We start from the raw sequence: 21,318 nt of genomic DNA, 5'->3' as shown, positions 1-21,318 counted from the left end.
ACTACGTAAACCAACTTGCTTGCATTCGTAATATTCCTGGAGCCAACGGAATTGTTGCCAGCGTTTTTGCTGGTAATTGTCAGACAGTATTATCGAGGGTGGAGGACAGGGCGGGAAGCGCGTGATGAGGGCCTGTTTTTTTACAGGGATACGGACCAGCAGGAGGTTTATCTTGATATCGAATCAGGTGATACCCTGTATCCTGTGGAGATAAAGAAAACAGCGTCGCCTTCGCAGCATGGAAGGTTCGGGTTTGGTGCGCTTGATAAATTGGGGCGCAACGTTGGTCCGGGGGCGGTTGTGTGTTTTGTGGGGCGTGATGTTCCGTTATCGGAGAGTGTGACGGCGGTGCCGGTGGGGTATATCTGAAGATTGTGGGCCGTTGGCGGTTTGCGGTTGGCTGGAAGAATGTGGGGGGAGATTGTGTCCCCTCTCCGCCGGCTATTGGCGAAAGGAACGTGAGCCTTTGTTTTCCTGAACCTGTGGCTTACGATTAAAAGCTATCCGCTACTGTACTGTGTTCCCTATAGGATACTAATTCCCAAGTGCATCGCCGTTACATGCGGCGACGGGCGTACGAGTGAGGAGTACCGGAAGGTGTTCGGATGACGGACACCTTCCGGTATGCGGTCTTCAGCGTTTTATCAGCCGCAGAAGGGCGATCAGCACGATAGCGCCGATGGTTGCGGTAATGAGGCTGCCGAGCAGCCCTCCGGCGGAAATGCCCAGCACTCCGAAGAGATAGCCTCCAAGCAGCGCTCCGATCACACCCACGACCAGATCGCCTACGAGGCCGAATCCTCCGCCTTTCATGATCTGGCCCGCAAGCCATCCGGCGGCAAGGCCGACAAGCAGAAACCATAGAAGAGACATGATACACTCCGTTTGGTGATTGTTGGTATCGGTTACGGCAGGGTACTACTGGCACTTCTGTCTGAAAAATACGGAATGTTGCAGAAATAACCCGATTGCCTTTTCATCGCGGTTTATCGCCGGAAGGTCATGAGTGCCAGCCGAGCCGGTCTCGATAATTTTAAGGGACAGGCCGGGTCCGTTCGGTTTGTCGGGATTCATCGTTTGCTCCCGCAGGGAGAAAGGCAATACGGAGGTATGGCTGTGGAATCAGCCCGGATAGGACTGATAGACGGCTGCCGTGGATTCGAGGGAGCTGACCCGGACGGCCACGCTGAGCTTTTCGGAGGAGGTGCCCTTGTAGGTGCCCCTTACCGGCGGAACGTCGGCATAGTCGCGGCCGGAACCGATTTTGATGTAGCGCTCGTCGACGATCAGGGTGCTGTGGGTGGGGTCGAAGCCGGTCCACCCTTTTTCGGGACCGCAATAGACTTCACACCAGGCGTGGCTGGCTTCATCGCGGCCTTCCGGAGTACTGCCGCCGCCGAAGAGATAGCCGCTGACGTAGCGGGCCGGAATGCCGAGGCATCTGCATACGGCGATCATGATGTGCGAAAAATCCTGGCATACGCCGCGGCCGAGCGCCATGACCACCGCGCTGGTGCTGTGGACGTCGGTGACGCCGGGTTCGTAGCGGAATGTGGCGTTGATATGACGGCAGATGTCGAGCGCCTGCTGGTAGCTGTCGGTTATTCCCCTGAACGGCTCTGCAAAGCTTCGTATCTCGGGATCGAAATGCACGTAGCGGCTTTCTCCCGAAAAATCCATCAGAAATATCTCGTTCTCTTCGACGGTTCCCACCAGTGCCGAAGCTGTTTCCACAACCGAGGTGGCTACTATTTCGACCCGTTTATGGCTCTGCAGGATATTGAAGTGGTGAACCCTGTTGCCGTAGAAGTCGGTGTATTCGAAAACCATGGCTTCGGGGTTGAGCTGCAGGTTGAAATTCACGCACCGCTGCATGGTGGTGCCGTTTCCTACAGGTTCCAGGCGTACTTCCGTGGCTGTCTCGTAAATAGGGGAGTCGTATTCGAAAAGCGTGGTATGTTCAACCTTGAGTATCATTATGTAACCTACTTATTTCTCAGCGATTTTCCGCAGCTAAACGGCAGGAACTTTATTGTTGCTGCTGCTGTGACTGGCTCCAGTTGGCCCTTCCTCCGGCAAGTCCCGTGAAGGGGAGCGCCTCGGCTATGTCGTGCGGTTCTATTTTCGGCGTGTGGTAGGCAAAGTAAAGCAGATGGATCTGCTCGCCGATCCTGTTCAGTCCGATCTCGATCTCTTCGAGATAGTAGTGCAGGCCTTTGCGGTACATGTCCTCTACGGAGGTGTAGCTGAGCTCCGCCTCCATTTTGCCGATCAGCCGGTCGGCATTGTTGGCGTAGCGGTGGCGCGAGCTGCCGGAAATTCTCCAGAGCGCTTCCTGGGCCGCACAGACGGAAAAGGCGATGCTCCGCGGGAAGGTGCGGTCGAGCACCAGAAACCAGAGGATGTTTTCGGGGTCGATTTTCGAGAGGTAAACCTTCCGGAATGCCTCAAGGGCGCTGCAGCTTTTCAGCACGGCCATCCACTGGATGGTATCGAACGAATCGAGAACCGGATCGTGCTCCCGACCTTCCTTGGGCATGAGCATATGGTATTTCACGTCGATCAGCCTGGCCGTATTGTCGGCGCGTTCCAGATATTTGCCGATCTGGATGAAGTCCCACTCTTCGGTTCTCGAAAAGATGTTGTCGGTGATGCCCTGGAACAGATGCGAGGCGTTCTTGATTTCCCGGTAGAAGCTGAACGGATCGTTATGCACCTGCTGCGGCGTGACGCTCTGCAGGAAGTGGTAGAGATTGTTGACCTGCTCCCACATTTCGCTCGATATGCTGTCGATGATGCTCCGGGCGTTCTCTCTTGCCAGTCCGATCGAGGAGTTGATGGAGAAGCTGTTCTGCCGGTTGAAGACCAGATAATCGGTAACCGTATGGGCGTTGTATTCCGCATAGCGCTCCGTGAAGTTCGCCGGATCTCCGGTGACCCGGATGAGCGGGCTCCAGTAGTTGGGATGGTCGATTTCCGTGATGTCGTTAAGATCGAGCAGCAGGTTGAAATTGACCTCCAGAAACCTGGCGGTGTTTTCCGCCCGCTCGACATAGCGGCTCATCCAGAAGAGTGATTCGGCAACGCGGCTCAGCATGTTCGTAGTACGTTTATGGTTATTCGTCGATCACCCAGGTGTCCTTGCTTCCTCCCCCCTGCGAGGAGTTCACCACAAGCGATCCCCTTTTCAGGGCTACCCTTGTCAATCCTCCCGGTACGATGGTCGGCGATTTGCCGTACAGCACATAGGGGCGCAGGTCGATATGGCAGCCGCCCAGATCGCTGTCGTTGAAAAAGCTCGGATGCCGCGAAAGGGATATGGTCGGCTGTGCAATATAGTTTCTCGGATTCGCCACGATTTTTTCGGCAAACCGCTCACGCTCCTCAAGGGTCGATTCGGGCCCGACAAGCATGCCGTAGCCGCCGGACTCGTTGGCGGCTTTCACCACCAGTTTCTCGAGATTTTCAAGAATGTATTTCAGGTCTTTGGGATTGCTCGCCAGCCAGGTATCGACATTGTCGAGTATCGGCTCCTCGCCAAGATAGTAGCGGATGATTTTCGGCACGAAACTGTAGATGACCTTGTCGTCGGCAACGCCGGTGCCTATAGCGTTGGCCAGCGCCACGTTTCCCTTGCGGTAGGCGTTGATAAGGCCGGCTACTCCGAGTTTCGAGTCGGGACGGAAGACGAGCGGGTCGAGATAGTCGTCGTCGACTCGCCGGTAGATCACGTCAACGCGCTGCAGTCCCCTGGTTGTACGGGTGTATACCTTGTTGTTGTTGACCACGAGGTCCCGGCCTTCGCAGAGCTCCACTCCCATCTGGCGGGCAAGAAAGCTGTGTTCGAAGTAGGCCGAGTTGTAGATGCCCGGAGTCAGAAGCACCACGTTGGGTTCCGGCCTCGATGTGGGGCTGATCTCCTGCAGGGTGCGCAGCAGTTCCTGCGGGTAGTTGTCGATGGGCCGTACCTTGTAGCGGTCAAAGAGCACGGGAAACGCCCGCTTGAGCGCCTGTCGGTTCTGCAGCATGTAGGATACGCCGCTTGGAGTGCGCAGGTTGTCTTCCAGCACCAGATAGTGGCCGTCAGCGTCGCGGATGATGTCGCTGCCGGTTACATGGATATAGACGCCGAGCGGCGGCTTGATGCCCACAAACTCCCGTCTGAAGTGCTTGCTTCCCAGCACCAGTTCTGCCGGCAGAACCCGGTCCTTGAGGATTTTCTGGTTCGAGTAGATGTCGGCAAGGAATTCGTTAAGGGCTGTAATTCTCTGTATCAGGCCTTTTTCGATGTTCGCCCATTCGTGTGAGGGTATGATTCTCGGAATGAGATCGAACGGAAATATCCGTTCGATGCCCTCTTCGACACCGTACACAGTAAAGGTTATCCCCTGGTTTCGAAAGAAGATATTGACAATCTGACGGCGTGTTCGGATGTCGTCGAGAGAGAACTGGCCAAAGCGATGCACCATTTTATCGTAGTGGCCCCTCGGTTTTCCGTCCGGTGCAAGAACCTCGTCGAAAAACCTGTTGGGACAGGCATCGTATCGTTCGAACAGGCTGATCATAACAGATAATCCTTTAGCAGTTGAAAAATCATAACCGGATTATACCTAAACTTAAAATATTACGGGCAATAATAAAATTAATCTTAAAATTTAATACGGAAATGTAGTTAACGCCGTTAAATCATGGCTCCGCAAGCGCTTGCGTGACAGGGCCCCGGGTACGCCCTTGCGGGCATTTCAGCCCTGTTTTATTTTACAAATTAAGGTAAAAAAGCTTATAAAGAATAAATATTCAGGAAAAACTCTATTTTGACATAAATTAACTGTATGATTATATGGTTTTTTCTAATAATGCCGGGTTCGGCAATGAAGCGTGTCATCCGTACGGCTGGCTCTCGGCACCTGTTCCGGGACCGACAAAAGCGGCAGGGCAGTGGTGTCGGAAGATTCCGGCGTGCCGGATTATCCTGATGTGTTCGCCGGCGGTGATCAGGCCTCCTTTACCCTCCAAGACGGCGGCGCACTTCCCGGAATGGCTTCCGCAGCTCTCCGGGAGGGACGGACAATTGGCCGCAATATTCTGCTTTCAGTGCAGGGAAAAGCCGGAAAGAGCTTCCGTTACCGCGACAAGGGGCGGATGGCCACCATGGGAAAAAACGCGGCGATTGCCGAAAAGGGCAATGTGCGGCTGCACGGTTTTTTTGCCTGGATGATCTGGATCGGGGTTCACATCTACTATTCGAGCAGCGTCCGGCACCGCTTTTTCGTACTGATGCAGCGGGCGTGGTCGTACTTCACCTTCGGCCGTGAGGCACGGGATCGTCAGCAAGGAGTGGCGCTTTTACCCCGATCTTCCGGAACGGGCCGAACCGGTCGATCTGAAGGTTCATCCGGGGTGTCTGTACGTTGCGGAAGCGCAGCTTCAGGGAAAATGGGATGATAGGCTGCAGAAGGGGAGGCGTATCTCAGGCGCACCCTTTTCTGCAGCGCTCCTTCACTCCTGAAGGGCCTCCTGGCGGTCGGGGACCGAGGCTTTGACCCTGAAGAGATGGTAGTTCATGCTGTCGCTGAGGGCCTGCAGGCTCGCTTCGATGATGTTGGTCGAAACGCCGACCGTGCCCCAGGTTTCCTTGCCGTCTCCGGTTTCGATGAGCACCCTTACTTTTGCGCTGGTGCCCCGTTTTTCCTCGAGCACCCTCACCTTGTAATCCACCAGCCTGATGGTTTTTATCTGCGGATAGAACCTGATCAGCGCCTTGCGCAGGGCCTTGTCGAGCGCATTGACCGGACCGTCTCCGTCCGCGGCGATGTGTTCGATTTCTTTTCCTACCGAAACCTTCAGCACTGCCTGATCGACGTTTTTCGAGGCCTTGCTGGATTCGATGTACACCTTGGTTTCGAGCACTTCGAAATAGGGTGCGAAGTTGCCGAGTTCCCGGTGCAGGATCAGCTCGAAGGATGCTTCGGCGCCGTCGAACTGGTACCCTTTGTGTTCGAGCTCCTTGATGTTGTGTACGATGGTTTTCAGCAGCTCCCCTTTTTCGGGCAGCACGATGCCGAGTTCCTGCGCCTTGTAGCGGATATTGCTCTGGCCGGCCAGCTCCGAAACCAGCACTCTCTGGCGGTTGCCGACGAGTTTCGGGTCGATATGCTCGTACAGCGAGCTCTCTTTCATGACGGCGCTGACGTGGATGCCTCCCTTGTGGGCGAACGCCGACTTGCCGACGAACGGTGCCTTGCCGTCGGGCGGCATATTGAGGATTTCATATACGAACTTCGACAGCGAAGTCAGCTGTGTCAGATGTTCGACAAAGTTGAAACGGCCATCCATTTTCAGCATGATGTTGGCGATGATGCTGATGAGGTTCGCATTGCCGCACCGTTCGCCGATACCGTTGATGGTTCCGTGAATGTGTGTGGCTCCGGCCGTTATGGCGGCAAGGGAGTTGGCCACGGCCAGATCGCCGTCGTTATGGCTGTGGATGCCGACCGGGCGTCCGGTATTTTCACGCACGCTGCGTACGATTTCCGACACCTCGCCGGGCAGCGAACCGCCGTTGGTGTCGCAGAGCACCAGGCGCGAAGCACCAGCTTCCGCCGCCGAGCGCAGCATTCTGAGTGCGAACTCCGGATCGTCCTTGTAGCCGTCGAAAAAGTGTTCGGCATCGAAGAATACCTCGCGGCCGTGCGAACACAGAAATGATACCGATCGGTAGATCAGTTCGGCGTTCTCCTCCTCCGAAATGCCCAGTCCCTTGACGGTATGGGCTTTCCAGGTTTTTCCGAAAATCGTTATGACCGGAGTTTCCGACTGCAGCAGTCCCTGCAGGTTGGGATCGTTCTCGATGTTCTGAAGGGAGCGCGCCGTCGAACCGAACGAGCAGAGTTTCGAGTGCGTGAGCGGAAGATTGCGCACCTTCAGGAAGAACTCTTCATCCTTCGGGTTGCTTGACGGCCACCCGCCCTCGATATAGTCCATGCCGAATTCATCGAGCTTTTCGGTGATGAGCAGCTTGTCCTGTACCGAGAGATTGATGTGTTCACCCTGCGTGCCGTCACGCAGGGTGGTGTCGTAGAGTTCTATTGCCTTTGGCATTTCATTCATATCGTCAGCTCTTGGCCATTAAATTCTCCTGCCGGGCATAGGCGAAAATGCCTCCTGCCTGGACGATGCTGAACACGTCGCCGAGCGGAGAGAGCGTATAGGCTATTGCGGTGGTAAGGTTGGTTACGGTGTTCGCCTCGATGTCGATTTTCAGCTCGTCACCGGTTTTTATGGCATCAGTGAGCGGCTGTGAGGTTTCGTAGGGAATAACAAAGCCGCCGTCAACACAGTTGCGGTAAAAAATCCGGGCGTAAGACTCGGCGATAATGGCCTTTGCCCCGGCGACCTGCAGGGCGAAAGGGGCATGTTCGCGCGAAGAACCGCAGCCGAAGTTCGGTCCGGCGACGATGACGGTGTAGTCCGAGCGGAAGCTGCCCTCGCCGACGAACGGAATATTGCCCTCGGGAAGGCCGCCCTGCTCGGGCGGCACGCCGGAAAGGGCGTATTTGCCGTACAGCTTCACCTCTTCGGGATCGGAGAGGCTGTAGACGAGATGTTCGGCCGGTATGATCTGGTCGGTATCGATGTTTTTGCCCAGCACGTAGGCTTTTCCCTGAATGATGGTGTCCATGTATTCTTGTTCCTTAGCGTTTCATTCGTTCTCCTGCCGTTCAGAGGAAATCCCTCGGATCGGTAAGTTTTCCGGTAACGGCCGATGCGGCGGCGGTGAGCGGCGAGGCAAGATAGACCCCGGCTTTCTTGCTGCCCATGCGTCCGGGGAAGTTGCGGTTTGTCGTCGAGACCACGACGTCGTAATCGACCGAGCGCCCCACCGTGTCGGCAGGCCCGCCGAGGCAGGCTGCGCAGGAGGGAAGGGCGATGCTGCATCCGGCATCCTCGAAAATCTTTTTCAGCGTTACTCCCTCGAAGGTTTCGCATTCGAGATCGCGGGCGACCTTCACGGTTGCCGGCACGATATTGGTGTGGACGGCCACCTGCTTTCCTTTGAGAATTTTCGCGGCAAGCATGAAATCGGTGAGCTTTCCGCCGGTGCAGGAACCGATGTAGGATTTGGTGATTTTCGTGCCCTCGACGCTTCTGACGGTGGCGCGGTTGTCGGGGCTGTGCGGCTGTGCCACTACAGGCTCCATCTCCCGGACGTTGTAGCGCCTGACGCTGTGGTAGCTCGCGTCGGGGTCGCTCCGGAATACTTCATAGGGCTTGCTGCTGTGAGCCTTCACGTAGGCTTCGGTAACCGCATCGGCCGCTATGATGCCGTTCATGCCTCCGGCTTCGATAGCCATGTTGCAGAGCGTCATGCGTTCGTCTACAGGGAGAGAGTAGACCGCTTCGCCGTCGAACTCCATGGCCCGGTAGGTTGCGCCGTCGGTGCCGATGTCGCCGAGAATCTGCAGAATGAGATCCTTCGCGCAGAGGTATTCCGGCATTTCGTCCTCGAAGGTGAATTTCATGGACTCGGGCACCTTTTCCCAGAGCTTGCCGGTGCCGAGAATGAAGGCCGCGTCGGTGTTGCCGATGCCGGTGCCGAACATGCCGAAGGCACCCGAGGTGCAGGTGTGCGAGTCGGTGCCGAACAGCACGGTTCCGGGGAGGTTGAAGCCCTCTTCGGCAAGCGCGACGTGGCAGACCCCCCGGTATCGGCTGGTGCCGACATCGTAGTAGTTCGGAAGCCCCTGCTCGGCGGCGAATTGGCGCAGCAGGTCAATATTTCGGTGCGCATGTTCGTTGGCCGTAAAAATGTAGTGGTCGGGCAGGACGACGACCTTTTCGGGATCCCAGACTTTCGCGTCGGGGCCGAACTCCTGCTTGAAGATGTCGAAGGTCGGCGGACCGCACACGTCATGGGTGAGCAGGACGTCAACATTGAGCCATACGCTTTCGCCGGCCTCTACGAACCTTCGGTTTGCTGCTCTCGAAAGGATTTTCTGGGTTATGGTTTGTGCCATGGTTTCTTTAACCCTCAGTTCTGTAATGGTTTTCGGTTGTTTTAAGCGCCGAGGTTTCTGACTATAGCCGCGGTCATTTCCGTTGTCGAGACCGCGCTCCGGCCCGTGTTGGCGATGTCGGCGGTTCTGAGTCCCTCGGCCAGGGTCGCCTCGATGGCGCCGTAAATTTCGTCGGCGATATCCGGCATGCAGAAACTGTGTTCGAACATCATGGCGACCGATGCGATGGTGGCTATAGGGTTCGCCCTGTTCTGTCCGGCGATGTCGGGCGCGCTGCCGTGGATCGGTTCGTAGAGCGCATGGCTCTTGCCGATGCTCGCCGAGGGCAGCATGCCGAGGCTTCCGGTGATCATGCCGGCAATGTCGCTGAGGATGTCGCCGAACAGATTGCCGGTGACGATGACGTCGAACTGCTTCGGGTTCCGGACGATCTGCATGGCGGCATTGTCTACATACATGTCGCTCAGTTCGATTTCCGGGAAATCCCGGTGGACTTCATGCACCACGTTCCGCCAGAGCTGCGATACCTCGAGCACGTTTGCCTTGTCGATCGAGGTGACTTTTCCGCCCCGTTTCTGGGCGGCTTCGAACGCGATGCGGGCTATACGCTCCACCTCGTAGCGTTCGTAGACCATGGTGTTCCACCCCTTGTTCTCGTCGTAGCCTCTCGGCTGGCCGAAATAGATGCCTCCGGTCAGCTCCCTGAAGACGATGAAATCGGTTCCGCCTACCACGTCCGCTTTGAGCGACGATGCCTCGACAAGCGCATCGTACACCTTTGCAGGTCTGAGGTTGGCGAAGAGTCCGAGTTCCCTGCGGATTTTCAGCAGCGCGGCTTCCGGTTTGTGTTCGTGCGGCAGACTTTCCCATTTCGGGCCGCCAACGGCTCCGAGCAGCACGGCGTCGCAGTTCCGGCAGGCTTCGAGGGTTTCGTCGGTCAGCATTTCGCCGTGCAGGTCGTAGGATGCGCCGCCGAAAGGGTGCTCCTCGACCACGATTTCAAATCCGTGCTTTTGCGACAGCCGGTTCAGGATTTCCAGAGCTCCGGCTACGACTTCCGGGCCGATGCCGTCACCCGGTATGGATACGATCTTGTACATGCTTGTTGTTCCCGGTCCGTTATTTTTTAATCAGCCAGCTCATCATGTCGCGCAGTTTCGCGCCGACTTTCTCGATGGCATGGCCGCTGTTCTCGGCACGAAGCCTGTTCAGGTTGTGGTAGCCTCCGTTGCATTCGTCGATGAACTCTTTGGCGAAGCGTCCGTCCTGAACCTCTTCGAGGATTTTCTTCATCTCGGCTTTCACCGCCGGAGTGATGACGCGCGGACCGCGGGTCATGCCGCCGTATTCGGCGGTGTCGCTGACCGAGAAGTTCATTCTCGAAAGGCCGCCTTCGTAGTAGAGATCGACAATGAGTTTCAGCTCGTGCATGCACTCGAAATAGGCGAGCTCTTCGGGATATCCCGCTTCGACGAGGGTTTCGAAGCCGGCCTTGATGAGTTCTGCCGAACCGCCGCAAAGCACGGCCTGTTCGCCGAACAGGTCGGTTTCGGTCTCGTTCTTGAATGATGTCTCGATAACGCCGGCTTTGGTGCCTCCGAGACCTTTCGCCCAGGCGAGCGCCTGCTGGCGGGCTTCGCCGGTGGCGTCCTGATGCACGGCAATCAGGCAGGGTACGCCGTTGCCCTGCGTGTATGTGCGGCGCACGAGGTGCCCGGGGCTTTTCGGAGCGATCATGATGACGTTCAGCGACGCATCAGGCACGATCTGCTTGTAATGGATATTGAAACCGTGGGCGAAGGCAAGGGTATTGCCCGGCTGCAGGTTCGGAGCAATTTCGCTTTCGTAGATGGCTTTCTGGTACTGGTCGGGCAGGAGCACCATGACGATATCGGCCCATTTGACGGCGTCGGCAACGGTGTTGACCTGCAGGCCGGCTTCGCGTGCCCGGTCGCACGACGAACTGTCGGGGCGCAGGCCCACACAGACGTTCATGCCGCTCTCCTTGAGATTCAGGGCGTGTGCATGGCCCTGGCTGCCATAGCCGAGTACGGCGATATTTTTTCCCTGCAGATAACCGAGATCGGCATCCTGCTCATAATAAGCGTTCATTTCTTCAAGATGTTTTGATTGACTGTAAGTAAAAAATAGTGCTCAGGATTCACCCCGGTGAATGGCTACCGCACCGGAGCGGGCAAGCTCCCTGATGCCGTACGATCTGAAAATATCAATGGTTGTGTTGATCTTGTCCGGAGAACCAATGACCTCAATAGTAATGGATTTTTGTTTTATATCCACGACTTTGCCTTTAAAAACATTGATCAGTTCGAAAATCTCATGCTGCGTGGTTTTGCTGAGTTTCAGGGTCATAAGCAGCAGCTCCCGCTCGACATGAGGCTGTTTCGTCAGGTCGGTGACCTTGATGGTATCGATCAGCCGGTTGAGCTGTTTGAGCACCTGGCTGACGATCTGGTCGTCGCCCCGGGTGACGATGGTCATCCGGGAAAATTCCGGATCTTCGGTCTCCCCTATGGAGATGCTCTCGAGGTTGAAACCCCGGGCGCTGAACATTGAGGCGACCCTGTTGAGGGTGCCGAATCTGTTTTCGACCAGTACGGATATAATGTGTTTCATAGTGCGTTTCAAACCATTGTTTTCGGGTTCAGCCTCTCCAGCAGCATGTCGGAAATCGAGCCGCCCGCCGGGACCATCGGGAAAACCATATCTTTTTTGACAACCTTGAACTCGACAAATACGGGACCCTCGTTCCATGCCAGCGCTTCCGTGATGGCTTTTTTCGCCTCGACAGGGTTTTCGGCACGCATAGCCCTGCACCCGAAGGCTTCGGCAACCTTCACGAAATCCGGATTGCTGTCGCCGAGATCGGTGAAGGAGTACTTTTCCTGATGGAAGAGCTCCTGCCACTGGCGGACCATGCCGAGAAAGCTGTTGTTGATGAGGAAAATCTTGACCGGTACCTTGTAGTGCACGGCCGTGACCAGTTCCTGGACGTTCATCATGAACCCGCCGTCTCCGCAGAACAGCACGACCGGCCGGTCGGTGACGCCGAACGCCGCGCCGATTGCAGCCGGAAGGCCGTAACCCATGGTTCCGAGTCCTCCACTGGTGATGATCGAGCGGGGTTTTCTGAACCTGTAGTACTGTGATGTCCACATCTGGTGCTGACCGACGTCGGTCGTGACGACCGCATCTCCGCTGGTCTGCCGGGAGACTTCGTCGATGACGTACTCGGTTTTCAGCGAATCCTCTTCGTTCGTATAGACGAGCGGGCACTGCTCCCGCCATTTGCCGATCTCGGCCAGCCATGGAGTGCGGTCTTCGTGCTCCTTCGGCATCGTTTCAATCAGCGTCTGCAGAAAGTGCTTCGCATCGCCGACGACCGGCAGGTCCACCTTGATGTTCTTGTCGACGTTGGTCGGATCTATATCGTTATGGATGATATAGGCCTGCGTTGCAAAGGTGTCGGTTTTCCCGGTAACCCGGTCGTCGAAACGTGCGCCGACGGCAATCAGCAGGTCGCAGTTGTTGACGGCCTGGTTTGCCCAGAAGGTTCCGTGCATGCCGAGCATGCCCATCGAGAGCGGGTGATCGCCCGGAAAGGCGCCCAGTCCCTGCAGGGTCATGGTTACCGGAATGTTCTGCCGGATGGCGAGTTCGCGGAGCTCCTCGGACGCATTGGCGCTGATGACGCCGCCGCCTATGTAGAAGAGCGGTTTTTTTGCCTTTGCTATTTTCTGCGCGGCCTTTTCAACCTGATGCTGATGACATTTGACGGTGGGCTTGAACCCCCTGATTTCAACGGTTTCAGGCCACTCGAAGGCACAGGTCGCGTTCAGCACGTCTTTCGGCATATCGACAAGAACCGGTCCCGGCCGGCCGTTGGTGGCCAGATAGAACGCCTTGCGGATGGTGGATGCGAGCTCCCTGACATCCTTGACCAGGAAGTTGTGTTTGGTTATCGGGCGCGTGATGCCGACGATATCCGCCTCCTGGAAGGCGTCGTTGCCTATCAGGGAACTGGGCACCTGGCCGGTGAAGACAACCAGTGGCGAAGAGTCCATATAGGCATTGGTGATGCCGGTAACGGTATTGGTCGCGCCCGGTCCGGAGGTGACGAGCACGACGCCCGGCCTGCCGGTGGCCCGCGCGTACCCTTCGGCCATGTGGGTCGCTCCCTGTTCGTGACGTACGAGGATATGCTTGATGTCCTTGACGTCGTAGAGCGTTTCGTAAACTTTCAGCAGGGCTCCTCCGGGGTAGCCGAAGATATATTCAACGTTTTCACGCCTCAGACATTCGAAGAATATTTCCGATCCGTTCAGTTTCTGTCCTGATGCAGGCATAGTCGGGTTATTTTGGTTCACAGTAAACAGGGGTTTTCATGATCGCTCCGGTACTTGCCGAAGTAACAAGCTGCGAGTAGCGGGCAAGGTATCCCTTTTTGATTTTTGGTTCGAAAGGCTTGAGCGCGCTGAGCCTTGCGGCCACGACCGCATCGGAAAGCTCCATCGTGATGGTGCGGTTCGGGATGTCGATGGTGATCATGTCGCCGTTTTCAAGCGCGGCGATCGGTCCTTTTTCGGCAGCTTCGGGCGAGACGTGGCCGATGCATGCGCCCCTCGATCCTCCGGAAAAGCGTCCGTCGGTGATGAGCGCTACCGAGCCGCCGAGCCCGCGGCCCATGATTGCACTGGTAGGGGAGAGCATTTCAGGCATTCCCGGCCCGCCCTTAGGTCCCTCGTAGCGGATGACCACCACATCGCCGGCCTTGACGTCGCCTTCCATGATGCCTTTGAGTGCATCGTCCTGCGAATCGTATACTTTCGCCGGCCCGGTATGCTTCATCATTTCCGGACTTACAGCACCGGTCTTGATGACTGCACCCTGCGGGGCGAGGTTGCCATACAGGACGGCCAGGCCTCCCGTAGCGGAGTAGGGATTCTCGATGCTTCTGATGACGCTCCGGTCGAGCACTTCCGAGCCGGAGATGTTCTCTCCGAGTGTTTTCCCTGTAACGGTCGGTGCCGAGAGGTCGAGCAGGCCGTCGATATGGCTCAGCTCTTTCAGGATGGCTGAAATGCCCCCGGCGCGGTCGACATCCTCGATGTGGACATCCATGGTGGCCGGACTGACCTTGCAGATATAGGGCGTTTTTGCCGAAAGGGCATTGAGTTCCGAGAAATCGAAATCCAGTTCCGCTTCATTGGCTATGGCCAGGGTGTGCAGGATGGTGTTGGTGCTGCCACCCATGGCGAAGTCGAGCGCAAAGGCGTTGAGCAGGGATTTCCGGGTGATGATGTCTCTGGGGCGTACATCTTCCCTGACCAGATCGATGATACGGCGGGAGGCCTCCCTGACCAGTTCGTTGCGCCGGGGATCGACGGCCAGTACGGTTCCGTTGCCGGGCAGGGCTATGCCGAGCGCCTCCGAGAGGCAGTTCATCGAATTGGCGGTAAACATGCCTGAACACGAGCCGCATCCGGGGCAGGCGCTGTCCTGGATGGTTTCAAGCTCCGATTCCGTGATCTCTCCGGTGCTGCACTGGCCGACGGCTTCGAAAACCGAGATCAGGTCGACGGTTTTGCCCGAAGGGGTATGGCCGGCTTTCATGGGGCCTCCCGAAACGAAAATCACCGGAATATTGATGCGCAGGGCGGCCATCATCATGCCGGGGGTGATCTTGTCGCAGTTAGGAATACAGACCAGACCGTCCAAGCGGTGAGCCTCCGCGACGGTTTCGACGCTGTCGGCAATGATCTCGCGGCTTGCAAGCGAATAGCGCATGCCGATATGACCCATGGCTATGCCGTCGCAGACACCGATGGTGTTGAATTCGAAGGGCACGCCTCCGGCTTTGCGCACCTCCTCTTTTGCAATTCTTCCCAGCTCCTGAAGGTGCGCATGGCCCGGTATGAGCTCGTTGAACGAGTTGCAGATACCGATGAAAGGCTTTTTGAAATCACTGTTCGATGCAATGGCACCGGTAGCTTTCAGAAGGCTGCGGTGCGGCGCTTTTTCAAATCCGGTTTTTACCGTATCAGATCTCATGATGAAAGTGTTGACAATTAACAAAACAACCCCAGGGCCTGCCGTTCCCGAAGCCATCAGATTTGTTATTGTCAAAAAGGATAAATGGACTTGGGACCGGCTTTCTGTTCAGAGCACAGAAACAATAATCTGTACGGGAAGTACAGATACCGAAACTCCGATCCTGATACTGAGGGTATCGAGCATGCTGCCTGCATTGCCGCTGTTTTCAACAGGGCTCATGACTGCCGCATCGGCAGGAGTGTTTATTGCAGAGCGGTTATGTGTTCCTGTTTCAGGCATGTACTCGGTCAATACAGGTTTTCTTGTAATGCGTTGCACGAAAAGCAACAAAATAAATCCGGCGATAATTTACATTATAGCTTTTATTAAAGCAAACATGAAAAATAGTAAAAAGCTCCTCAGGATTTTTTTATAATTACAGTAACTGTTACCGTAATTATGGTGAATGTCACCCGCACGGTAATTGTTCCTGTTCCAGACGTATCTGCAACGAAAACAAGCAAGCAACATGCTGAATCTTCAGGCACCGCTCCCTCAGGATCTCCCGTCGTTTTTTATGACCATCTCCCTCGTGCTGTCCGTTATTCTGCTGGGGGAACTCCTTATCCGAAGGTTCAGCGTCAGCGCCTTCGTTGTTCGCAAAATCATTCATCTCGGCATGGGTATCGTGGTGTTTTTTGTGCCCTCTTACTTCGCCACGAACTTTTATCCGCTGCTTGCGGGCCTGCTTTTTCTTTTGCTGAACGGTCTGAACCTGTTCAGGGGTTGGTTCCTGTCGCTGCACTCCGATACGGTCGAGCCGGGAGGAGAGCCTGGTCTGAACAGTTACGGATCGATGCTTTTTCCTCTTGTATTCATGCTTCTTGCCCTGTTTCTGTGGGACGATAACAGGTGGATCCTGCAGTCGGCCATGCTCGTTATGGGTATAGGAGATTCGCTTGCGGCCCTTGTAGGCAGCACGGCGGGACGCCGCCATATCGAACATCTGACCGAGAGCCCGAAAACGCTGGAAGGATCGGCAACCATGTTCGTGGTCTCCTTTCTCCTGCTGCTCATGTGCCTGGTTTTTTTCGGCGGCGACATCAACGGGGCCCTTGCTTCGCAGCCTTTCTGGATAATCCTGCTCTTCGCTCTCTTTCTCGCCCTCGTTGCCACGGCGGTCGAGGCACTGCTTTCCAGGGGGCTCGACAACTTTTTCATTCCGGTCGCCATCGCCTATGTGCTCTATGTGCTCGAAATGAACCACACCGTCCAGCTCTGGAACTTTATTGCAGGCGGCCTGCTTGCGCTGTTCATGGCGGTGTTTTCCGTGAAGGTGAAATTTCTCAACAACAGCGGAGCCACGGCGACGTTTCTGCTTGGAACGACCATTTTCGGAATCGGGGGCATCGCATGGACCGTTCCGATGCTGACCTTCTATCTGCTCTCTTCGGTACTCTCGAAACTCGGCAAGAAAAAAAAGGCGAAATTCGACCTGGTTTTTGAAAAGGGTTCCCAGCGGGATGCCGGTCAGGTTTACGCCAACGGAGGTATCGCATGGATTCTCATGATCGTTTTCTCCCTTACCGGTCATCCGGCGGTGTTTTTTGCCTATCTCGGCACGCTTGCCGCCGTTCAGGCCGACACCTGGGCGACGGAGATCGGCACCATGTGGCCGAATCCGAAAGCATGGCTTGTGACCTCATTCAAGGAGGTGCCTGTCGGAACATCCGGAGGCGTATCGGTGCCCGGTACCTCCGGGGCGTTCATAGGATCGCTTTTCATATGCGCCAGTGCGCTCCTGGTCAATGTCGGGTGGCTCTTTGAGTTCGGCGTACTGCAATCGCTTCTGCTTATCGGTTTTTCAGGTCTTGCGGCAAGCCTTGTCGACAGTTTTTTCGGAGCCACCGTTCAGGCTCAGTACTACGACCCCATAAGGGAGAAGGTTACCGAAAGAACGCACAGTGTCGCTGCCGACGGCTCGCTTGTCGAGAACCGGCTGCTCAAGGGCGTTCCTTTTGTAAACAACGATCTGGTCAACACGCTTTGCGCGCTTTCGGGTTCGGCTCTGGCTTATATTGTCGTCGTGAACCTCGGGATTTTTTAATTAACCTCCATTGAACTGATATGGCTGATTCTCAATTCGGGCTTTTTTCGCTTGTTTCGGATTCCGGGCCGGTTGTGCTTGCCGTCCTTTTTCTGCTGCTCTCTTTTTCCGTTGTGTCATGGGCCATCATTGCGTATAAATTCGGCCATATCAGAAAATCCAGGCATGAATCGGATGAATTTCTCGACTGTTTTTTCGAGATCTCAAATCTTGACAGGGTTTTTGCCGAAAGCGAAAAGTACAGGAACGGCTCCCTTGCAAGGGTATTCCGTGCGGGCTATCTCGAGTACCGGGCGACTGGAAAAGTCGGGGAGACAGAACGGATCAGGCGTGCGATCAAACGGGAGGTCAACGTTGAAAACAAGCGGCTTGGCCGTCTTGTGCCGTTTCTTGCCACGGTCGGCAATACGGCGCCCTTCATCGGACTTTTCGGTACGGTCTGGGGCATCATGAACTCCTTCCACAACATCGGCCTGACGCAGTCAGCCTCCCTTGCCGCGGTCGCACCCGGTATTTCGGAGGCTCTTGTCGCTACGGCCGCCGGGCTTGCCGCGGCGATTCCCGCCGTTATGGGCTATAACTACCTGATCCAGCAGATCGGCACTATCGAGCGGGATCTCGAGGATTTTTCAGGAGAGTTCGTCTCCGCATGTCTTGAGAAATCCGATACTCCACCCAGCGCATGATGACATCAGGAAAAAAAGGGTTGATGAGCGAAATAAACGTGACGCCGTTTGTCGATGTCATGCTTGTGCTGCTCATCATTTTCATGGTGACGGCCCCGATGATGACCCATGGCGTGAAGGTCGATACGCCCCAAACCACCCATGAGAAAATGGATATCGATGCAAAGGCCCTCATTATCAGCATTGACGAGAACAGGCAGGTATTCATCAATCAGTATCAGCTTGACGCCGCTGAAGTGGGGGAGCGTCTTCCTGCCATTCTCGATGTGCGGCAGACCAGGGAGGTTTACCTGAAAGCCGATAAATCGTTGCCTTACGGTCTTGTCATGAGTGTGATGGCTCAGATACGGGAAGCCGGTATCGAAAAAATCGGTATGGTCACCGAGCCGCAGCCGGTTCAGGCGGATCGGGAGAGGTAGGCGCAGTCTATGAAAAGAAGTCAGGAATTCAGGATCGAGAGAAGGCGGTTTTCGTTCTGGCTTGCCGTCGCGGCAGGGACGCACCTGCTGGTGCTGCTTTCGGCGCTGGCCTATCAGCATTTTCTCGGAAGCAGTCCCAACCCTCCTAAAATCGTCAATGTCAGCCTTGTCTCGCTTCCCGGTCCGGGGGGGGCATCGCTGCCTGCCGGGGAAGGGGAGCCCGGACCGGCTTCTTCGGAAACAGTGCCTCGGGAGTCTCCGGACGCTGCTCCGGAAGCCGTCAAAACCGTCGAGCCCGAGCCTGTTGCCGTTCCGGTGAAAAAAACGGTTTCCAAGCCGGCAAAACAGAAAATCCCGGAAAAACCGGTCAAGGAAAAGCTGCCGGCAAGGAGTGAGCCGGTTTTGAAGACGCCCGAAAAACCGGCAGATATCGGCAAGGCGCTCGAAAAGCTGAAGCAGTCGGTGGACCGTAAATCGGCGGCATCCGGTCCCGCAAAGCAGGATAACCTCGGCAGTGCGCTTGCCCGCCTGCAGCAGAAGGTCTCTTCGCAGGGTTCAGGCAAAGGTACGGGCGGCGGCGGTTCGGCAGCCGGCAGCGGTACCGGGCGTGGCGGCGGCGGTAAAGCCGATCCCTACAAGGTACGTATCGCCTCGATTATCCAGAAGAACTGGGAGTTCTCATCGCAGATGCTGCAGAACAGTTACGGTATGGAAGTTAAGGTGCATATATTCATTCTCGACGACGGCACGATCAGCGAGATCACCTTCGACAGAAGGGCACCGAGTGCATACCTGAACAATTCGGTGAAAAGAGCGCTCGAAAAATCATCCCCCCTGCCCGCGCTCCCGTCGGATTACGGTTCCGGCGGCATATCGATCGGTTTCGTGTTTACCCCTGAAGGTATCGATATGTAGAGATGGTAACGGAGCCGGCCGGCGTGCAAGGGAGTTGTGTTGATCAAACAGAAGCATGTTATTTCTTGTATGTGTTTTTTATGCGTATATTCCATTTACATGTACCTGTTTAACCCTGTTTAACCGTCGTTGGCAGTTTTCGAGTGCTTTTGGACGGTTTTCCTCGTTGACCCCTGTGTTTAAAAGATAGCATTTTGCACTGATAAAGATATTTAGTAGTATAAACGTAACCGTTAACTGCCTTTTCTATGATCACTTGTGGCATGAATTCAGGAACTTCGAAAGGTGTGATTACCTCACTACTGTTGCTCTGGTGCCTGTTTCTTTCGCCATTTTTTCTGCATGCCGAGGAGCAAGGGGAGTACATTGCGATCCGCAAACAGGGCGGAGGCAAGATTGCGGTTGTTCTCGACCGTTCTGCAGCAAAAGGCGGAAAAGAGTCCGAATGGGCAAGGGAATTCGATAAAACCGTCAAGGACGGCCTGGTTTTTTCCAACCTTTTTACGATCCTTCCTCCACCATCGAATGTTCGTGCCGGGAGTGATGGCAAGGGCGGCAGCGTTAATTTCGGCGCCCTCAGTTCGGTAGGAGCCGAAGTGTATGCGGGAGGGGCAGTTTCAAAAAAAGGCGGCAAGGTCAACATCGACATGGAGGTCTATGATACCTTCGGTACAAAGCTTCTCCTGAAGAAGTCCTACAGCGGCAAGGAAGAACAGCTCCGCTCTCTGGGACATGCATTCTCTGCCGATCTCATCGAGCTTCTGACCGGCAAGAAATCCTTTTTCGGCAGCAAGATAGTTTTCATATCCAGCAAGTCGGGATCAAAAGAGGTATACCAGTGCGATTTTGATGGCTATGGCGTTGAGCAGGTTACCAGTTTCCGCTCTATATCCCTTACTCCGGTGCTTTCACCCGACGGTCGTTATCTTGCTTATACATCTTACACCTCGGGGCGTCCCACGCTCTATATCAAAAACCTGCACGACAACAAGGTTTCGTCGGTCGCCAAGAACGGGGTCAGCGTCGATCCCGCATGGAGAAACGCAAGTGAGCTGGCTACCACCCTCTCATTCGAAGGCGATCAGGAGATCTATCTCGTACGGCCTGACGGAGGTATTGCCAGAAGGCTGACCAACAGCAAGGGTATCGACGTCTCACCGACTTTTTCAGCCGACGGCCGTCAGATGGCTTTTGTATCGTCAAGAAACGGTCTTCCCCAGATTTTCATTCAGGATATGCAGTCCGGACTCACCAGGCGGCTTACCTACAGCGGACGTTACAATACCCAGCCTTCATGGTCTCCTGCAGGTGATAAAATTGCCTACTCGACATGGGAAAAAACAGGGGAAATCAATATATTTGTTATAAATGCCGATGGTTCTGGCTTGAAAAGGCTTACCAGTGGTGTACGTGAAAACGAATCGCCTTCATGGTCTCCCGATGGGAGTATGATAGTTTTCACCTCCAATCGTCAGGGAGGAAAGAAGCTCTATGTTATGAGTTCGAACGGAGAAAACCAGCGGCGTTTATTACAGATGGATGGCGATCAGATGCAGCCGTCCTGGTCTTTGTTCCGTTAGTATATTTTTTCGTTAATAACCTTAAAAAGGGGGAAGCATGAGAACCGTAAAACCACTACTCAGAAGCATGTTCATACCAGGCATGCTCTTTCTTGGAGCCTGCTGCTGCCAGGAAGATGTTGTCGTAGCTCCTGAAGTAATACCGCCGCCGTCTGTCGAGCTTGGCGATATTTTCTTCGATTACGACAAGTCTGAGCTCCGTGCAGAAGCTGTTCAGCAGCTTCAGAAGAACTTCGACTGGATGAAGCAGAACGTCACCGGTACCCTCATTGTCGAAGGTCACTGCGACGAGCGCGGCACCAACGAATACAACATGGCTCTCGGCGAGCGTCGTGCCAATGCAGCCAAGGACTACATGGTCAACATCGGTGCCGATCCTGCAAGAATGCAGGCCGTCAGCTTCGGTGAAGAGCGTCCTTTCGCTCTCGGCCACGATGAGGCTTCATGGGCTCAGAACAGAAGAGCGCACTTCGTCGGACAGGGCGCAGCTGCACCTGCACCTGCTGCAAAATAAGACAGGCAGCTTGCTTGTTTGTAACTACG

General features: G+C 55.4%; 21 protein-coding genes. 9 read left to right on the top strand and 12 right to left on the bottom strand.

What is annotated here, in order from left to right; genetic code table 11:
- The first annotated feature begins 15 nt into the window (after positions 1 to 15).
- Positions 16 to 369, top strand: a complete 354-nt coding sequence (locus K9G39_RS01015) for a hypothetical protein (protein WP_292003053.1) — start codon at positions 16 to 18, stop codon at positions 367 to 369.
- Between the two features lie 264 nt (positions 370 to 633).
- Here the strand turns inward: K9G39_RS01015 and K9G39_RS01010 are convergent, their stop codons facing one another.
- From K9G39_RS01010 to K9G39_RS00995, 4 genes are all read right to left on the bottom strand, one after another.
- Positions 634 to 873, bottom strand: coding sequence for a GlsB/YeaQ/YmgE family stress response membrane protein (locus tag K9G39_RS01010; protein WP_292003052.1), 240 nt, complete (start codon positions 871 to 873; stop codon positions 634 to 636).
- Positions 874 to 1,122: 249 nt separating this feature from the next.
- Entirely contained in the window at positions 1,123 to 1,977 is an 855-nt protein-coding gene (locus tag K9G39_RS01005) for a transglutaminase family protein (protein WP_292003051.1), read from the bottom strand.
- Between the two features lie 52 nt (positions 1,978 to 2,029).
- Complete coding sequence (locus K9G39_RS01000; protein WP_292003050.1) at positions 2,030 to 3,097, bottom strand: alpha-E domain-containing protein; 1,068 nt, start codon at positions 3,095 to 3,097, stop codon at positions 2,030 to 2,032.
- Between the two features lie 19 nt (positions 3,098 to 3,116).
- The gene (locus tag K9G39_RS00995; RefSeq protein ID WP_292003049.1) at positions 3,117 to 4,565 is read right to left on the bottom strand and encodes a circularly permuted type 2 ATP-grasp protein; all 1,449 of its coding nucleotides are present in this window, start codon (positions 4,563 to 4,565) and stop codon (positions 3,117 to 3,119) included.
- A gap of 313 nt (positions 4,566 to 4,878) precedes the next feature.
- On the opposite strand from K9G39_RS00995, the gene K9G39_RS00990 reads away from it, so the two are divergent.
- Positions 4,879 to 5,445 (top strand): hypothetical protein, encoded by a 567-nt coding sequence (locus K9G39_RS00990; protein ID WP_292003048.1) that lies wholly within the window; start codon positions 4,879 to 4,881, stop codon positions 5,443 to 5,445.
- Between the two features lie 54 nt (positions 5,446 to 5,499).
- Here the strand turns inward: K9G39_RS00990 and cimA are convergent, their stop codons facing one another.
- Genes cimA through ilvD form a run of 8 tightly spaced genes read right to left on the bottom strand, consistent with a single transcriptional unit; the run spans position 5,500 to position 15,086 of the window.
- Complete coding sequence (cimA, locus tag K9G39_RS00985; protein WP_292003072.1) at positions 5,500 to 7,101, bottom strand: citramalate synthase; 1,602 nt, start codon at positions 7,099 to 7,101, stop codon at positions 5,500 to 5,502.
- A gap of 13 nt (positions 7,102 to 7,114) precedes the next feature.
- Positions 7,115 to 7,681, bottom strand: a complete 567-nt coding sequence (locus K9G39_RS00980; RefSeq protein WP_292003047.1) for a 3-isopropylmalate dehydratase — start codon at positions 7,679 to 7,681, stop codon at positions 7,115 to 7,117.
- Between the two features lie 40 nt (positions 7,682 to 7,721).
- Positions 7,722 to 9,017 carry a 3-isopropylmalate dehydratase large subunit gene (locus K9G39_RS00975; protein ID WP_292003046.1) on the bottom strand — a complete coding sequence of 432 codons (1,296 nt, stop codon included), beginning with the start codon at positions 9,015 to 9,017 and terminating at the stop codon, positions 7,722 to 7,724.
- 41 nt (positions 9,018 to 9,058) lie between these two features.
- A complete protein-coding gene (gene leuB / locus K9G39_RS00970; protein ID WP_292003045.1) occupies positions 9,059 to 10,117 on the bottom strand; it encodes a 3-isopropylmalate dehydrogenase in 1,059 nt (352 codons plus the stop codon).
- Between the two features lie 19 nt (positions 10,118 to 10,136).
- The gene (gene ilvC, locus K9G39_RS00965; protein ID WP_292003044.1) at positions 10,137 to 11,129 is read right to left on the bottom strand and encodes a ketol-acid reductoisomerase; all 993 of its coding nucleotides are present in this window, start codon (positions 11,127 to 11,129) and stop codon (positions 10,137 to 10,139) included.
- Positions 11,130 to 11,171: 42 nt separating this feature from the next.
- Positions 11,172 to 11,651: an acetolactate synthase small subunit gene (ilvN, locus tag K9G39_RS00960; protein ID WP_292003043.1), complete on the bottom strand. Its 480-nt coding sequence runs from the start codon at positions 11,649 to 11,651 to the stop codon at positions 11,172 to 11,174.
- Between the two features lie 8 nt (positions 11,652 to 11,659).
- Complete coding sequence (ilvB, locus tag K9G39_RS00955) at positions 11,660 to 13,381, bottom strand: biosynthetic-type acetolactate synthase large subunit (RefSeq protein ID WP_292003042.1); 1,722 nt, start codon at positions 13,379 to 13,381, stop codon at positions 11,660 to 11,662.
- Between the two features lie 7 nt (positions 13,382 to 13,388).
- On the bottom strand, positions 13,389 to 15,086 hold the full coding sequence (gene ilvD, locus K9G39_RS00950; RefSeq protein ID WP_292003041.1) for a dihydroxy-acid dehydratase: 1,698 nt from the start codon (positions 15,084 to 15,086) through the stop codon (positions 13,389 to 13,391).
- Between ilvD and K9G39_RS00945 the strand changes: the two genes are divergently transcribed.
- The 7 genes from K9G39_RS00945 (at position 15,085) to pal (ending at position 21,289) form a co-directional block, all read left to right on the top strand.
- Positions 15,085 to 15,504 carry a hypothetical protein gene (locus K9G39_RS00945; RefSeq protein ID WP_292003040.1) on the top strand — a complete coding sequence of 140 codons (420 nt, stop codon included), beginning with the start codon at positions 15,085 to 15,087 and terminating at the stop codon, positions 15,502 to 15,504. The two genes, ilvD and K9G39_RS00945, sit on opposite strands and share 2 nt — an antisense overlap.
- Before the next feature lie 93 nt (positions 15,505 to 15,597).
- Positions 15,598 to 17,175, top strand: coding sequence for a DUF92 domain-containing protein (locus K9G39_RS00940; RefSeq protein ID WP_292003039.1), 1,578 nt, complete (start codon positions 15,598 to 15,600; stop codon positions 17,173 to 17,175).
- Between the two features lie 20 nt (positions 17,176 to 17,195).
- Positions 17,196 to 17,861 (top strand): protein TolQ, encoded by a 666-nt coding sequence (gene tolQ, locus K9G39_RS00935; protein WP_292003038.1) that lies wholly within the window; start codon positions 17,196 to 17,198, stop codon positions 17,859 to 17,861.
- Complete coding sequence (tolR, locus tag K9G39_RS00930) at positions 17,858 to 18,280, top strand: protein TolR (protein WP_292003037.1); 423 nt, start codon at positions 17,858 to 17,860, stop codon at positions 18,278 to 18,280. Before tolQ ends, tolR begins: the two co-directional genes overlap by 4 nt.
- Positions 18,281 to 18,289: 9 nt before the next feature.
- The gene (locus K9G39_RS00925) at positions 18,290 to 19,195 is read left to right on the top strand and encodes a TonB C-terminal domain-containing protein (protein ID WP_292003036.1); all 906 of its coding nucleotides are present in this window, start codon (positions 18,290 to 18,292) and stop codon (positions 19,193 to 19,195) included.
- Between the two features lie 263 nt (positions 19,196 to 19,458).
- Positions 19,459 to 20,775, top strand: a complete 1,317-nt coding sequence (gene tolB / locus K9G39_RS00920; protein ID WP_292003035.1) for a Tol-Pal system beta propeller repeat protein TolB — start codon at positions 19,459 to 19,461, stop codon at positions 20,773 to 20,775.
- 37 nt (positions 20,776 to 20,812) lie between these two features.
- Positions 20,813 to 21,289 (top strand): peptidoglycan-associated lipoprotein Pal, encoded by a 477-nt coding sequence (gene pal / locus K9G39_RS00915; RefSeq protein ID WP_292003034.1) that lies wholly within the window; start codon positions 20,813 to 20,815, stop codon positions 21,287 to 21,289.
- Positions 21,290 to 21,318 lie beyond the last annotated feature (29 nt).

The organism is Chlorobium sp. (assembly GCF_021740465.1).
GTDB lineage: Bacteria > Bacteroidota > Chlorobiia > Chlorobiales > Chlorobiaceae > Chlorobium.
Note: the sequence above shows the minus strand (reverse complement) of the source record. Positions and strands in the feature narration are given on the sequence as shown.